14 protein-coding genes are annotated in these 15987 nt (G+C 48.6%); 8 read left to right on the forward strand and 6 right to left on the reverse strand.

Going from position 1 to position 15987, the window contains the following annotated elements:
- The first annotated feature begins 10 nt into the window (after window positions 1–10).
- The 7 genes from LN893_RS13735 to LN893_RS13765 all read left to right on the forward strand — a co-directional run bounded on the left by LN893_RS13735 (window position 11) and on the right by LN893_RS13765 (window position 10304).
- Window positions 11–3352, forward strand: a complete 3342-nt coding sequence (locus tag LN893_RS13735) for a SusC/RagA family TonB-linked outer membrane protein (RefSeq protein WP_229970974.1) — start codon at window positions 11–13, stop codon at window positions 3350–3352.
- 12 nt (window positions 3353–3364) lie between these two features.
- Entirely contained in the window at window positions 3365–5233 is a 1869-nt protein-coding gene (locus tag LN893_RS13740; RefSeq protein ID WP_229970976.1) for a RagB/SusD family nutrient uptake outer membrane protein, read from the forward strand.
- Window positions 5234–5250: 17 nt separating this feature from the next.
- Window positions 5251–6228, forward strand: a complete 978-nt coding sequence (locus LN893_RS13745) for a BT_3987 domain-containing protein (RefSeq protein ID WP_229970979.1) — start codon at window positions 5251–5253, stop codon at window positions 6226–6228.
- Between the two features lie 93 nt (window positions 6229–6321).
- Complete coding sequence (locus tag LN893_RS13750) at window positions 6322–7176, forward strand: endonuclease/exonuclease/phosphatase family protein (protein WP_229970980.1); 855 nt, start codon at window positions 6322–6324, stop codon at window positions 7174–7176.
- Window positions 7176–8402 (forward strand): purple acid phosphatase family protein, encoded by a 1227-nt coding sequence (locus LN893_RS13755; RefSeq protein ID WP_229970982.1) that lies wholly within the window; start codon window positions 7176–7178, stop codon window positions 8400–8402. Before LN893_RS13750 ends, LN893_RS13755 begins: the two co-directional genes overlap by 1 nt.
- A 545-nt stretch (window positions 8403–8947) precedes the next feature.
- Window positions 8948–9565, forward strand: coding sequence for a GDSL-type esterase/lipase family protein (locus LN893_RS13760; protein ID WP_229970984.1), 618 nt, complete (start codon window positions 8948–8950; stop codon window positions 9563–9565).
- Between the two features lie 10 nt (window positions 9566–9575).
- Window positions 9576–10304 carry an esterase family protein gene (locus LN893_RS13765; protein ID WP_229970986.1) on the forward strand — a complete coding sequence of 243 codons (729 nt, stop codon included), beginning with the start codon at window positions 9576–9578 and terminating at the stop codon, window positions 10302–10304.
- A gap of 104 nt (window positions 10305–10408) precedes the next feature.
- Here LN893_RS13765 and LN893_RS13770 read toward each other — a convergent pair whose 3' ends face one another.
- Entirely contained in the window at window positions 10409–10690 is a 282-nt protein-coding gene (locus LN893_RS13770) for a hypothetical protein (RefSeq protein ID WP_229970988.1), read from the reverse strand.
- 466 nt (window positions 10691–11156) lie between these two features.
- The gene (locus LN893_RS13775) at window positions 11157–11324 is read right to left on the reverse strand and encodes a hypothetical protein (RefSeq protein WP_229970990.1); all 168 of its coding nucleotides are present in this window, start codon (window positions 11322–11324) and stop codon (window positions 11157–11159) included.
- An 854-nt stretch (window positions 11325–12178) separates the two neighbouring features.
- Between LN893_RS13775 and LN893_RS13780 the strand changes: the two genes are divergently transcribed.
- On the forward strand, window positions 12179–12331 hold the full coding sequence (locus tag LN893_RS13780) for a hypothetical protein (protein WP_229970992.1): 153 nt from the start codon (window positions 12179–12181) through the stop codon (window positions 12329–12331).
- 154 nt (window positions 12332–12485) lie between these two features.
- On the opposite strand, the gene LN893_RS13785 is transcribed toward LN893_RS13780, so the two are convergent.
- The 4 genes from LN893_RS13785 to LN893_RS13800 all read right to left on the reverse strand — a co-directional run bounded on the left by LN893_RS13785 (window position 12486) and on the right by LN893_RS13800 (window position 15572).
- Window positions 12486–12875: a hypothetical protein gene (locus tag LN893_RS13785; RefSeq protein WP_229970994.1), complete on the reverse strand. Its 390-nt coding sequence runs from the start codon at window positions 12873–12875 to the stop codon at window positions 12486–12488.
- A gap of 9 nt (window positions 12876–12884) precedes the next feature.
- A complete protein-coding gene (locus LN893_RS13790) occupies window positions 12885–13046 on the reverse strand; it encodes a hypothetical protein (RefSeq protein ID WP_229970996.1) in 162 nt (53 codons plus the stop codon).
- 904 nt (window positions 13047–13950) lie between these two features.
- On the reverse strand, window positions 13951–14715 hold the full coding sequence (gene map / locus LN893_RS13795) for a type I methionyl aminopeptidase (protein WP_229970998.1): 765 nt from the start codon (window positions 14713–14715) through the stop codon (window positions 13951–13953).
- Between the two features lie 302 nt (window positions 14716–15017).
- Window positions 15018–15572, reverse strand: coding sequence for a DUF2256 domain-containing protein (locus tag LN893_RS13800; protein ID WP_229971000.1), 555 nt, complete (start codon window positions 15570–15572; stop codon window positions 15018–15020).
- Window positions 15573–15987: the final 415 nt, after the last annotated feature.

Genomic DNA, 15987 nt, shown 5'->3' on the forward strand with positions numbered 1-15987 from the left:
AACCGAGAAAATGAAAAAACATTTGTGCATCTTATTCCTCAGGCTGACGATGCGGATCTTCATCATAGGGTTTATAGCCTATGTGGGAACCTCTATCAGCTTTGCAAGCGAAGTGAAGGGGCAAGACCTAAGGGAGACCTTTGTCAGGTTTGATAGACAGTCTCCTACTGTTGAAAGCCTTTTTCACGAAGTCGAAAAACAGACCCAGTTTAAATTCTCCTACAAGAGTGACTTGGACCTTCGTCAGACAGTCAGACTGCCTAAGAGAGAAATAGACTTGGAGAGTCTTCTTCAATCCGTCTCAAAACGGACAGGATTCACTTTTAAGCAAATAAACTATACCATCGGGGTGAATATAAGGCCGGTTGAAAGCCCCGGTGCAAAACAGATAAAAGACATAACTGTAAGGGGTAAAATAACAGATGAGAAAGGAGTCGCTCTTCCTGGCGCTACTGTGTCGGTAGAGGGTACTGCCAAAGGCACTGTTACGGATTCCGACGGCAATTACATACTTGATATAAACTCTGATGCGGTTTTAGTTGCCAGTTACTTAGGGTACGTAACACAGCGAATCCAGGTTCAGGGAAGAGAAGTCCTGAATATTGCTTTGATAGAGGATAATGCTGCACTGGACGAAGTGGTGGTGGTAGGTTTTGGTACGCAAAGAAAAGCCAGTTTGGTAGGGGCCCAGTCCTCTGTGGAAGCCGAGGCTCTACAGGTGCCGACAGCAAATCTGACCAATGCATTGGCAGGGCGAATATCGGGAGTTATCGGAGTGCAGCGGACTGGCGAACCCGGTTTTGACGATTCTGACATTTGGATACGAGGTATCTCCACTTTCAGTCAGGGGCTTAGTAAGCCGCTTGTGCTGGTAGATGGCACTCCGAGGGCAATGGCGAACGTAGACCCTGAAGATATAGAAAGCTTTACTGTTCTAAAAGATGCCTCCGCGACTGCTGTGTATGGCGTTAGGGGAGCCAATGGCGTCGTTATCATCAAAACGAAGAGAGGAACGCCAGGCAAACCTAAGTTTTCATTCCGTTACTACGAAGGAGTGACAAAGTTCACTAAACTGCCTGAGTTTGCAGACGGGCCAACCTACATGCGCATGTCTAACGAGGCTATAGTAAATCGAGGAGGTGCGCCCATTTACAGTAATGAGGCTATCTCGATGACAGAGCAGGGTACGGATCCTTACCTGTATCCGAACGTAGACTGGATGGATGCTCTTTTCAACGATTTCGGGCACCAGCGCAGAGCCAACCTAAACATCAGCGGAGGGTCTGAAAGTGCCACTTATTATGTGGGAACGAGCTTCTTCGATGAGGTGGGCCTGTACAAGCAGGGCGATCTTGTGGATTATAATAACCAAATAGGGTATAAAAGGTATAATCTGACAACCAACCTCTCTGTTAAAGCTTCCAGCACCACTAAAGTTGATTTAGGTGTACAGGGGTACTTGGCTAACGCTAATTATCCTGGAGCAGGCCAGGCAACCATCTTCGAGAAGGCATACTACGTTACCCCCATCATTCACCCGGTGCACTACGAGAACGGGGAAATCGCCGACCAGCGCTCGGGGGCGCTGGATAACCCATACGGAAACCTTACCGCCACTGGTTACGCCAACCAATGGAGGAACCAACTCTTCTCGAATCTAAGGGTAACACAGGATCTCCCGATGGTGTTAGACGGTCTTTCGGCAACAGCTATGTTCTCTTTTGATGTGTACAATTACACAAGTATGCGCCGAACCAAAAGACCTGACACTTTTCTGGCAACAGGCCGCGATGAAAACGGTAACATGCTTTATGAGGAAACCTACAGGGGAGAGCGTTACCTGAACTTCAGCCGCAACAGTACGGGAGAACGCACCATCTACTTTGAAGGCGCCCTGAACTATGAAAAGTTCTTTAAGAAGCACGAGGTAAAAGGTATGCTGCTTTACAACCAGAGCGATATGCTTAACTCCCAGGCCGGGGACTTCAACAGCTCCCTTCCTTATCGCTATATGGGTGTTTCTGGTAGAGGCACGTATGGGTATGACAATAAGTATTTTCTGGAGTTGAACTTCGGGTACAACGGGTCTGAAAACTTTGCCCCCTCCAAACGCTTTGGTTTCTTTCCTTCTGTTGGTCTAGGCTGGGTTGTTAGCGAGGAAAAGTTCTTTGAGCCGATCTCTGGAGTTTTTCCAATGGCCAAGCTGCGTTTCTCGCATGGTATAGTGGGTAATAGCCAGATTACAGGCAGACGCTTTGCATATTTGTCAACAGTAGGTTCTACAACAGGATACTCATTCGGTAAAGACCGGGGTAACAACTATGGAGGGTATGATATTGGAGAGTACGGGGTGGATGTAAGCTGGGAGACGGCTACTAAAACAAACGTGGGTATAGACTTATATAGCCTTAACAGCGATCTGAACTTACAGGTTGATTATTTCGAAGAACTAAGAGAAGGTATATTCCTGAACAGAAGTGCTGTTCCAGCTTATGTCGGCTTACAGAAAGCGCCTTATGGGAACCTGGGGATTATCGAGAATAAAGGTATTGATGCAAGCCTGACCTACTCCAAGCGGTTCAATGACTTTTTTCTCCAGGCGATAGGGAACTTTACCTTCAGTAGAAATAAGATCATCGATAACGACCAGCCTTCGCCTACTTATCCATGGCTGGATCAGAGGGGAAGGAAAGTTGGGCAGCGCTTCGGTTTGAAAGCCTTAGGCCTGTTCGAAACAGAGGAGGAAATTGCCAATGGCCCGCTACACACTGGCACAGTCCAGCCGGGAGACATAATGTTCCAGGATGTCAACGGTGACGGCAAGATCGATGACTTTGACCGTGTTCCGATTGGCTATGGTACCATTCCTGAGATTGTGTATGGCTTTGGGCTGACCCTGGGCTACAAGAATATTACGCTTTCTTCCTTATTCCAGGGAGTCGGAAATGTAGATATATACATGAATGGCGAAGGGGTAACACCTTTCTCGGTTTCCATGAGCCGTGGCAACCTCCTAAGCAATATTGAAGATCGGTGGACAGTTGACAACCCCCGTCAGGATGTGTTTTACCCCAGGCTCTCTGACGGTAGTCCAAACAACAACTACGCAACGAGCACCTGGTGGTTAAAGAACGGGCGCTACCTTCGCCTTAAAAACGTGCAGTTAAGCTATGGCTTGCCTAAGGCATTCGCACAAAGGCTTAAACTGGACAATGCCAGTATATTTTTGGCAGGCTTCAATGTGTTCACCTGGAGCCCGTTCAAGTTCTGGGATGTAGAGCTGGGGGATGGGAGAGGCACAGGCTACCCCAACATCGCTTCTTACACACTGGGTGTTGACCTGAAATTTTAAACTTAAATAGAGATGAAAAACATAAAATCAATAAAAAGGCCTGGGGGCTTGTTATCAGTTGTGGTGTTTTTGATACTAATATTCACTTCCACGGCTTGTGAGAACGAATTCCTGGATCAGGTGCCAGATGATATTATGACAATGGAAGAGGTGTTCAGCAGAAAGGACCTATCCGAGTCGTACCTGGCCAATGTATACAACTATGTTAGAGACGAGGCCCACAGGACGAACAATACCCCATGGGATGTGGTTTCGGACGATATTGATGTATCCCAAAGAAACAATCCGTACAGGGTGAACCTCGGTAACTGGAGCGCAGCCTCAAACTACTGGGTTTTCTGGGATCACTATTATAAAGGAATCAGGTCAGCCACCACTTTTCTGAATAATATAGATGGAAATGAGCAGATTTTACAGGACAGAGAGGGAGCAAACCTTATTAAGCAGTATAAAGCGGAAGCCAGGTTTTTAAGGGCCTTCTTTTACTTTGAGCTCCTAAAGCAGTATGGGCCTGTCATCATCTTAGGAGATGAGGCTGTAGCCCCGGATCTGTCTACCGACCACGCAAGTATGCAGATGAGCCGAACGCCTTTTGATGCATGCGTTGATTACATTGTAAAGGAGTTAGATATGGCGGCCCAGGACTTGCCCCTACACTTTACACTACAGCCGGAAAGGGATTATGGCAGGGCTACAAAGATGCTGTGTCTGGCAGTGAAGAGCCGTATGCTGCTGTACGCAGCGAGCCCTTTATTTAATGGCAATTCAGATTACAGCAATTTCGTAAACCCTGATGGAACGCCCCTGATGAATACTTCTTTCTCTGCTGAGAAGTGGAAGAGAGCTGCGGATGCTGCCAAAGAAATCATTGACTTGGCCGAGTCACAAGGGCTTTTGGCGCTTTACAAAAAGAGCGGAGCCGACGGGGCGTTTGATCCTTTCCTCTCTTACAGGGATCTGTTCCTGGATCCGTGGAACTCTGAGTGGATCTTTGCAAGAAACTCGAACTCACTATCCAGCTACGAACGATCCTTAACACCTCGATTGGCCAACGGATTCGCCAGCATGGGTGCAACCCAGCAGCTTGTGGATGCTTACCAGATGGCTAACGGCGAGGCTCCTATATCAGGATACAACACCGATGGATCTCCTGTCATCAATCCTTTATCGGGATATTCAGAGGCAGGCTTTTCGACTGAGGCTGGTAAGTACACCAAGGCTAATACCTTCAACATGTATGTAAACCGGGAGCCAAGATTCTACGCATCGGTGATCTATAGCGGAAGCGACTGGATAAATACAACTTCCAGCTTGGGTGTAAGAGAGGTAGAATTATGGTATAGCGGAGAATCGGGAAAGGGAGGATCTCATGACTACTCTGAAACTGGTTACCTGTTCCGAAAGAATGTGCACCCAGACAGTAACCCTAGAGAAAGCAAGTATGTTGCCAGGCCATTGGTGATGTATCGCTACGCCGAGATACTGCTGAATTATGTAGAAGCGCTGAATGAATACAGTGCTGGGCACGCTGATGTACTGCGCTACCTCAATATGATAAGAGAGCGAGGCGGTATACCAAGCTATACCTCAGATAATGGGAAAAGCGGGATGAGAGAAAGGATCTGGAAAGAGAGAAGAGTAGAGCTGGCTATGGAGCATCTTCGCTACTTTGATACCAGAAGGTGGAAGATTGCAGAACAGACCGATGCAGGACCGTTCTGGGGGATGAATGTAAACGCTGGTAACTATGCCACTGACCCTAATTTTTTCCAAAGAACCGTGTTTGAAAACAGAGTATTCAGAAAAGCGTTCTACTTTTTCCCTATTCCTCAGCGCGAAGTAGAAAGAAATCCTAATTGTGTGCAGAACCCTGGTTGGTAATTTTTAAAATAAATCAAATGAAGCTAAACTATAAATTTAATTGGCTACTCCTCGCTGCCGTCCTTCAATGCCTTTATGCCTGTAGCCCGGAAGAGTTTGAGGTTCCTAATGCTGCGTCTTTCTCGAAAGTCTTTCTGCAGGATGCCATAGAAAACCCTGTACAGTATTCCTATGCCATGAAGGATGAGTGGCATAGCATAAAGCTGGGCGTAGGTTATGGAGGCGTGAACTTTCAGAATCAGGACATAACCGTAAATCTTGAGGCCACTACGGCGCTGGTTGATGAATTTAATGCCTTGAACGGTACTGATTACCCCGCTATGCCAGAAGGAAGTTACCGAATAAGTGCTAATGCAGTAGTACTTGCAGCAGGTAAATCTAGCAGTAACAGCATCAGCATCGAGGTTAACCCGCTAAAGCTTACAGGTCCACGACCTCATTTACTGCCCGTAACGATAAAGGATGTAAGTGGCGATGTGCAGGTGAATGAGGAATTGAAAACAGTTTATTACCTCGTATCGGGTGAGTTCGATGAGAATCCTTACGAGAAGTTCTCTCAGGAGAACTGGACAGTTCACAGTTATTCCTCGGATGAGAATGATGGCTCTAGAACTGGTGGCAGAGCACGACACTCCTTTGACGGAAGCCTGGATACTTTCTGGCATTCGCAGTGGAGAAGGGACGCTAACGGCAACCGCCCGGGGCACCCGCATTTTGTTGCCATAGACATGAATGAGAGCAAAATGATTCATGGCTTGGAAATATTTGGCAGGGTGAACCAGGTCGGTGGAAACGGTAACCCGCGTGATATAGTAGTCGAGATAAGCACTGATGGTGAAAGCTGGGTAGAGACGGATAGCTATGTATTGGAAAACACTGCTTCCAATACCATTTATTTCCCTACTGCAATGGAGGCAAGGTATTTTAGAATCACCATCAACGCAAGCCACCAGGATGTGTACAGAACGCACGTAGCCGAGATAAAGGCATTTTAGCACAGCAAATGGCACTACCCATAAAGTATTTGGGTGCTTTATGGGTAGCTCCCTTTATGTGGCTCTGTTAATTTAAGTAACCTAAGTACTAGTATGCTGATTCGATCATCCAATAGAATACAATGCCTGTTTTATTACCTTTTTCTGTCTTTGCTACTTTTCTCCTGCCAAAGAGACGAAAGCGACGAGGAAAGCACCGAAGTAATACCTGTAAAAGAAACCCTCCCTCTTAAAGTGATGACCTATAACATCTGGGGGGCAAGACCCGGTGGTATCCCGAACCTCCAGGAAATTGCCGATGTCATTAAGCGCGTAAAGCCGGATTTGGTTGCCTTGCAGGAAGTGGATGCCTATACCAGTAGAAACGGGGTAAATGTACATGTAGCCAGGGAGCTAGCCGGGCTGTGTGGCATGGAGTATTTCTTTGCGAAGGCCATTAACAACTATGGCGGGGAGTATGGCGACGCCGTATTATCCAGGTTTCCTATTAAAGATTCAAAAGCCTATAGTTTGAGTGTTGTGCCTGAGCTGGGAGGGGAGCAAAGGTCGGTTGCCCGCATAACAGTAGAAGTAGGAGGGGAGGAGTTCTACTTTATCAGCACCCATTTCGACCACCTTAGCAACGAGGCAAACCGTATACGACAGGCCGAAGAGTTTGCAAGTCTGATCCGAAGCTTTGACAAGCCTGTTATTGTAGGGGCCGATTTCAATGCTTTACCCGAGTCTGAAACTGTACGCATACTGCGTACGCAACTCGTGCTAGGGTGTAGAAACAATAACTGCAGCCAACCTACATTCTCCACCTCTAACCCTAATAGGGTGATCGATTACATCATGTACACGGCCCTGGAAAAGCTGACTGTCTCAAACTATGAGGTTCCGCAGTGGGCGTACCGGGAGTCTGACCATTATCCTGTAGTTGCCGCCTTTGAGTATAAACCCGATTAATGATGTATCTTTCTGATAATATGAGAAATGCAAAGAAGCCAGGAAGAAGAGGCTTTATAGGTGATCTTTCAAAGATAACGCTAGTAGGGGCCGTAGGATCATCCCTCCCCGTCTCACAGGCAGTTGCGCAGGATGCAGGTCCAACGGAGTTCAAGTTTAGATCGGCGCCCTATTTGCAAAGCCTGACCGAGCAAGCTGTAAATATACTGTTCCTTACCAGTCAGAATGCCTATAGTTGGGTAGAGTATGGAGAGAAGCAGCTAAACCAGAAAGCGGTTGCCCTTGCAGATGGTTTTGTTCAGGCTAACAATCAGTTAAACTCCATTCAACTCAAGGGGTTGAAGCCTAGCACCGAATATCAGTACCGCGTGGTCAGTAGGCAGATCGTGAAGTTTGACCCCTATGATCTTCAGTACGGGGAGGAAATTGCCAGTCAGGTTTACCGCTTCAAGACAAGGAATCCAGAGGCTTCATCGGTCTCCTGTCTGATCCTCAACGACATCCATGACCGCCCCCACTCTTTCGAGCAGTTGCTGGCTTTAAATAAAGAGTTTCCGTATGAATTTGTGGCATTAAATGGCGACATGTTTGACTACCAGACCGATGAGCAGCAAATTATTGATCACTTGCTGAAGCCTTGCACACATATATTTGCCAGTGAAATTCCTTTCCTGATGATTAGGGGTAACCATGAAACCAGAGGAAAGTTTGCGAGGGACTTCAAGAATTACTTCACCTACGAAGACAACGAGTACTTCTTTTCCTTTAAGCAAGGGCCTGTGCACTGGATTGTGATAGACACTGGAGAGGACAAAGAAGATGGGCATCCTGAGTACAGCGATATTGTAGACTTTGATAGCTTCAGGGAAAAACAGGCCGAATGGCTAGAAAAGGAACTACAGAAGAAAACCTTTAAATACTACAAATATAAGGTTGTTTTGATGCATATTCCCCCTTTTCATGCTGGGGAATGGCATGGGACCAAACATTGCAGGCAGCTATTTCACCCACTGTTTGAGAAACATAAGATCGACATGGTTATTTCTGGCCATACCCACCGCTATGGTGTACACCCACCAGACAAAGATCATTCTTATCCTATTATTATTGGCGGAGGCCCAAAAGAGGGCAACAGGACACTTATCCAGTTACAGGCAAACCGCCAGCACCTTAAAATTAATATGATGAAGGATAGTGGTGAAACGGTGGGTACATACCGAATTTGATAGCTTCTTGAGTCTTCGCATTAGCTGAAACATGCTTGTGCTTCAAACTAAAGTGTCGAGCAAACTAATTCTACTTATTCATATATCAGTTACCCATTCACAAACAGCATAACTACTTTGTGTTTTTACATGCCAAAACGGAATCTAGTGCTGCCCTCCGCTCCTTGGATTCCTTACCTGTAATCACTGATAACTGCTCTGGCTTGATAGGTGTCTTGGCTTGTCTGCAGCACAAAATGATTCTCAGGCTGACTCACATGCTGTACACGCACTGGCCACCTTCGCTAGTCTTGAGGCGAAGCAATACTATTTGTCTCATCAAGAAATTTATTGATCGTGGGTGGTGATTCCTGTACAATCTGCTTTACCGCAGCCCTTGTTAAGATCGAGCCTCGTTGCTTGATTCAGCACCGCCCAGGCCACAAGCAACCCTGCGAAAGACCCGTGAAAGACTGAATAATGAAGAGCGCAAAACAAAAACAAATTTATTCGTATTCTAATGCAAATATCATAGCCACACACCTTATATATATTAAAAGCGCCTTATGTACTGGTACGAAGAAGAAGTGCTGCGACTAGAGAAAGAAAGGGCGGAGCTGGCCTGTAGCCCGTCCACGCTCTTCTACGGAAGCTCCTCTGTCAGGCTGTGGCAGACGCTGCAGGAGGATTTCAGGGAGTACAGACCGGTGAACCTGGGCTTTGGCGGCTCCACGCTGGCGGCCTGCGTCTGGTTTTTCGAGCGCACGGTTGCCCCTTACTCACCTGACTGCCTGGTGCTGTATGCCGGCGACAACGACCTTGGGGACGGGCGGCACCCGGAGGAGGTGCTCATTTTCTTTCAGCAGTTCGTGGCGCGGGCCAGGCAGCGCTTCGGTGATCGGCTGCCTTGCTACTTCGTCTCCCTGAAGCCCAGCCCCAGCCGCCGGAATCTGCTCGGAGAATTCAGCCGCGCCAACCGCCTCATCCAAACAGAGATTCTCGGGCAACACGGCAACTGGAGGTTCATCAACATATACGACAGGATGCTGGACACTGGCGGGCAGCCTAAGGACGAGTTCTTTGAGGAGGACGGTCTGCATATGAACGCAAAGGGCTACGAGCTGTGGACAAGGGTCATAAGGGCCAGCATCGCTCCAGCTGCGCAGTCGGAGGCGCAGCTGTAATCTCCGCCAGATGAACAGAGAATACCACAAATGGTACAGCCCCTCGCTGCAGCGGGACATGGAACTGCTGGTTTTTGGCCATGCGGGCGCCGCCGTGCTGTTTTTCCCAGCGCGCATGGGCCGCTTCTACGATTATGAGAACTGGCGGGTGATTGAGGCTATCCGTGACAAGATCGAGCAGGGGCACCTGCAGGTTTTCTGCGTGGACAGCGTGGACACGGAGAGCTTCTACTGCGAGGGTTGCCACCCGTCGGCAAGGGTGGCGCGGTACCTGCAGTATGAGCAGTATATCCTGACCGAGGTTCTTCCCCTGATTCGGCAGAAGAACCCTGGCGGAGCCATGGTCTCGGCTGGCTGTAGCCTCGGCGCCTTCCACGCCGTTAACTTTGCCCTTAAGCACCCACGCTTCTTTTGCAAGGTGGTGGGTATGAGCGGCCGCTATGACCTGAGCCAGCAGATGAGCCACTACCGCGATCTGCTGCAGGGCCACTGGAGTGAGGGCGTCTACTTCAACATGCCCAACCAGTATGTCCCCAGCATAGACGGCCTAGAGCTGCTGGACTCCCTGCGGAGGCTGGAGATCACGCTGGCAGTGGGGCAGGATGACCCTTTCCTGGGCAGCACCAGCTACCTGAGCCGCGCGCTGCACGGAAAAGGGGTACATAACACGCTCCATGTCTGGCACGGGGAAGCCCACCGGCCCCGCTACTGGCGAAAGATGGTGGCGCTGTATCTTTAGCGCCTGACTGGGATGTACCGCTGGGAGACTCGGCTCCGCGGACCTTGCCACCCGTAAGGCAAAGGCTACGCATTCTTTGACTGCTTTCGGTTCTTTGCAGGAGGCTACAGCGGATAGTAGAAGAAGTTCTCGATGAAAGCCTGTCTGCGAACCTCTCGTGCTGCATGTGCTTTCCCCGCCGCGCTTGCCAATTCCACCTCTTTCTCCGTGTACCACTTCCTTTTACACGGTGCATGCTCCACCAGCACATTTTGCGTCTTGAAGTTACCTTTCTTATAAGCGATAAACTTCCCGCCCCCCAATGGGGTTATCAGCTCCGTGCCTGATGGCAGTACGTTGAACTCTATTCCCTTCTTCTTAGCCATTATACTTATGATAGCCCGCATCTATGGGGCCTGTGTCAAGGCTCAAAGGTAAGGAAGCACTATAGCCTGTGTGTTAAGGCAGCGTAAAGGTTTCATTAACCGTACGTAATGCCCTGCAGCCTATTGGGCGGACCAATGTCCTTTACAAGCGCCCAAGCCCGCTCTACGAGAGCCACGGGTTTTCCTTGCGCCTGCTTCAACGGCTTTGCAGGTCTGACAGTGAAGCTGCATCCGAGGAAGGTGTTAGCTGCAGGTTACCTATATTATTAAGTCTTTATATCGCTCCGCCTTAGTTTGAAGAGCAGAAAATGCCGCCTACCTTTGCGCATAAAGGTAGGCGGCATTTTCTCTTTTCATGGTTATCCCAAGCACAGGTAGAAGACGGCTTTACCTGTTGAGGCTTCCGCGGCTGTTCATCCTGTCTGCACAGTCTACACCTGGCACGGCAACCCTTCAAGGCAGCGAGCACGCCCTGCCAAAGCAGAACCTATCTGCTTTCAATCAACTGTAGATTCTTGCTCTCGAGCTCTACGAGGAGCTTCATGAGTGCCCTCCTTTCCCTTGCAGCCTCTGTTCCCGCGGCTTTAACTAATTCCCCTATGCGGACGGCCACCGCGTAGGGCTGGTTCTGGGTTGTTGTTTCAGCAGGCTTCATGACATTAAAGGAATGTTAATTAATCATTAGGAAATTGTTAACGACAAAGCTAACAAAATTCATCTACACTTAGCCTGCAGCAGACCAACAAATCTGTGCCTAGCCACGGTTTCCAATCCTCATATTCGCCAGCTGGCCTGTTGCTTGTGTCCCAGAACATGAGTTTTAATAAAATCAAGGGCTTGCTATAACAGCTGCATGCTGCGGGGCACCTTTCTGGGCACTGCCGTCCAAGACGTTGTAAGGGAGGTGCTGGGTCTGTGTGATATACCCCATATTGGCCCTGGCTGTCTGCTCCGCAAAAGCGCTCGGTATCAAACGTGCTTTGGTGGCTGGTAATAAGCCTTAAGTAGTTGCAAACGCTGGTAATTGTTCCATAAGCAGTGGAAAATGAGCGAAAGGTGCACCCTTCAACCCAGACCAGCAAAGACTTGTCCGCACAGCCGTTTTCAAAGCAAAAGCAAAACTTGTCGTCTAACTCCTTAACTTTGGCAAGGGTATCGTAGGCTACAAGGTATCTTGCCGTAGCCCTGGCCTACGATACCCTTAAGTTCAGCTACTACCCATTACTCTGGGCTCGCACCGGGTAAGGGACATCATCGGACACAATTATAAAGCATTTCAGACTCCTTGCCACGGACTTTCTGGAGATAGAGTACAACCTTGTGGATGACATACTGGTCGCCAACTGGGCGGGTCCGCTCACAGGTGAAGCTATCATGGGCGGGTATGAGAGTATCAGCACCTTTCTGCGGCAACAGTATTGCCATAAGCTGCTTGACAACCATTTGGAGGTACAGGGTATATGGGCGGACCTGTCCGCCTGGGTCGCCTATGACTGGAACCCCGGAGCGGTGGGAAGGGGGCTCCAGTACCATGCCTGTGTGTACTCCAAAGATACGTTCAGCCGCCTGTCTACTGAGCAGGCAATCCGCATGATGGAGAAGGGGATAGTGGAAGGCTTTGAGACCGTGACGGCTGCCGAGGGTTGGCTGAGGGCCTTTTAAGACCTGCGTTCGGAACCCTCTGCTTTGAGCCAAGTGCCTTTTTCCAGTGACTTGCAGGCTGTAAGCCTGGCACCGTTGTCTGTTCCCCCTAAACAGAGGGCAGATAGCTGCCGCCAAGGCAGGCCAGATAAAGCTTCGGGCGGCAATCAAATACTTAGGGCTCCAGACTGGTACCGTTCGGGTCGGTCTTATGCGGGGGAGCGTTTCTTTTGGCCCTTCTACCGTACTCGTTCTGCTCGAGTTGCGCAACCAGCTCCATGGTGCGGTCTATTACGGCTTTGTCTGTCTGGTACACCTGCTCGTCCAGTTCTTCCCGGATATGCGGAGCAATCTTGTTGTGCAGCACCTTGAGGTAGGTGATGTAGTTGTCGATCTGGCTGCTGATGTCCCGGTAGAACAAGGGGTTCTCCTTGGCCTGGTCCAGGAAGCCTATCTTCTGGTTTTCGGCGGCCCTGATCTCCTCGTACACCATTCGGGCGGCTTCCTGCCTTGACAGCGCCTTTTCCTCAAGCCTGTCCAAGAATCTGTTGAAGTCAAATTCCATACCAGCAGGTTAACGAAGACGGGCCGCGGCGGGTTCTCTTCCTTCTGTTTTGTCGGTCAGTAGCTTTGCCTCTTGCCTGGGCTCTGCGGAAAGCACTGGAGTCCAGAAGCAGCCTGTGGTAAAGGCGTACGGAATCAACGATAATGCCGAGGCAGTGCTTACCTCCGCCATCTCAAGACGCCTTTGAGGCCGTTTGCTTCATAAAAGGCTATGTTCAGTAGAGGGCATATAGCAGCCAAGCCTCTAGTGTCTCTGGCTGCAGCAGTTGCAGGAAAAAGGAAATTCGTCTGAAAAGAAAAGGGTAGCCACAGACTACCCTATCATACCACAACAAACTAATCTAAAACTATAAAAATTAACTTTGGCTAAAAGTTAAAAGACAGACACAAAGACGGTAGCATTGATTCCAGTTTTAGCGGAAAAATTCAGCTATTTTTTAATATTGATATGCTTTTATGATAATAATACAATATTAAACACCGTAGAGCCTGTCGTTTAGTTGTCATGGGGCTTTCACAGGCAAAGGTGGCAACCTTTAAACCTTCTCCTATATGAAAAAGCATGTAGTTTACGGCAGTAAACAGGCCTGCCATGGTGCCTGAGGTTAAGCTGGTAAACTGGTGTCTACCCAACTTAAGCAGCCTGTCTCTTAAGGCTCCCATAAAACTGGCTTGAGGGTGAGCGCTGTTGCTGAGGGCTATTTTAAACCACAGATATAATATACTATCAATATATATTTATTGCCTTATAATTTACCTTATGTTCAAGATCAGTCTGAATAAAAACGTTCTGTAGCAGGTATTCTGTGCGAGAATGGTCATGCATGAGGCTACAGAAAAATTGTGCTGTTTTTCAGTTTATTCAAAACCTGGATATAAAGGTACACCGTATAAAGAAACGGCTAAAAGTTGAAAAGTTTTACTGATAAACTTATCAACAAGAAAAGGCTCTCCATATCGGGGAGCCTTTTCTTGTTTACAGATCGATAAGCCAAAACATGCTAAGTACTGCCTTGGTTAAGCCAAGGCCAGGGCTGGCATTTGTAAAACCAAGTCTGTTTTCTCCATGCTCATGTTTAATCGAAAATGCCATTACTTGCCGTCAGTACAAGCGGCTGGCCATCGGTTACAACAATCGTATGTTCGTGTTGAGCCATATAGCCCCCTCTATCCCCAACCAGTGTCCACCCGTCGCTTAGCTCTTTGGTATAGGTTGATGTGGTTGAAATAAACGTTTCGATAGCGACCACTGAATTCTTCTTGAACCTTCTCTGGTCAAACCTATTTCTGAAGTTGAGCAGTTCGTCAGGCTGTTCGTGCAGGCTTCTGCCGATCCCGTGACCGCCGAGGCTTTTGATGACCCTGTACCCCCTCTTTTTAGCCTCTGTTTCTATCAAACTGCCGATTTCAGATATTCTTACACCTCCTTTGATGCTGTGAATGGCTTTTCGCAGTATTTCTTTTGATGCGTCAACCAGCTTTTGATGATGGTTAATGTCATTGCCAACGACAAACGAACTTCCGTTGTCGGCCCAATAACCGCCAAGCTCGGCAGAAACATCAATATTTATCAAATCCCCTTCTTTCAGTACCCGCTTTTCTGACGGGATGCCGTGGCAAAACTCGTTGTCAACGCTTATACAGGTCCAACCAGGGAAGCCGTAAGTGAGATGGGGTGCTGATCGTGCCCCAAACTCGGAAAGGATCTTTGCTCCGTAGTCATCCAGTTCCTTTGTGGTCATTCCGGGTTGGGCATGGTTCACCATTTTGTTTAGGGCAAAGGCTACAGCTTCGCTCACCTTTTGCATTCCTTCCAATTCAGATTCTTTTGTTATTGACATATCACCTTGTTTTTCTAATCGATAGTTTCAGGATGGCGCTGACTACGGTATGTACGGAAATCTATGCGGCTTACCCGTCGAGATCGACAGAAACCGTAACAGGCCTGCCGAATATACTATATATCCAGGCCAATATAAAGTAATCGGCCGCCCGTGAAAGCACCCAAAGCGGCAACCCTCCAATTGGCTAGAGAGGGACTAGCCCATAACTTTGCTTATGCTCAACTGGAAACGGTTTCTCTGGAACGCAACAGGAGGTGCGCTCCGACCGTGCTCGCCTATTCGTTGAACGGAAGCTGCATTCACCTGGTGATTTGCCGTAACAGTCTGTTCAGCCTGCTTATTTCTGCGTCCACCCTGAACTCTTCACTTGCCAGGAACCTCTTTTGCGGCGGCGTCAGCTGCCTGAAGTTATTGATCTGGTCTTCAAGCAGCAGGTACCTTACGGCCTTGTTGTAGTACATACAGCCCTTGAGACGCAGTGTGTAATAGGAGGCAAGCGACTCTTCCGACTGAACCACAATCCCAGCCTCGTGCTTTAGCTCGAAATCTGCATGGGGATCTATCTTTCTGATCTCCTCGTCAAACGGGTTGTGGTAGTCCAGGCGCATGCGGCTGCCTTCCCCGACAAGCGCGGGGCCAGGATTCCCTCTCTCATCGACGGGGTTCAGCGGTTTGTGCTCCGCAGTGCCTGCCGCCTGGGCCTCCCGCTTGCGCTTGTTGGCGTAGACGCGGCACTTGGCAGAGCAGTAGACGGCCCTGGGCTTGTTTGCCCAGAAGTCGCGCGCGCAGTAGGGGCAGGTTCTCTCGTAGACGATGGAGTTAGCGGGAAACTCTTCCCTGCTGTACTTGGGCATAGGCTTCGGATATGGTGTAAGATTGCACGAATTACGTAATAATTACGTAATTAATAAAACATAAAGTGAATTTATTCAGCATCGCCTTCTATGTGAGACCATCGCCGAACGGTGCAGACAACCTTTTTCTGCAACAAAACGGCATGCCTTTTTGCTTAAACAATTACTTTATAGATACGCTGTAACGTATTAAATTTAAGACTGATATATATTGAATATTAAATTGTTGTGATACCTTTTTTTGCAACAAGATTATCTAAGTGTTTTGGCCATTGAAAATGTGCGTTTTGAGAAGGCAACGGGAAAACCGTAGTCACCCCGCAGACGCGCCGTTGGCAGCCTTTGTCACGGTAAAGCGGGCAGGGCTGCTACTCCAGGCTCAGCAGCCAGTCCAGCGCCTGTGCCTTTCCCGCGA

The sequence above is a fragment of the Pontibacter harenae genome (genome assembly GCF_020907245.1).
Taxonomy (GTDB): Bacteria; Bacteroidota; Bacteroidia; order Cytophagales; family Hymenobacteraceae; genus Pontibacter; species Pontibacter harenae.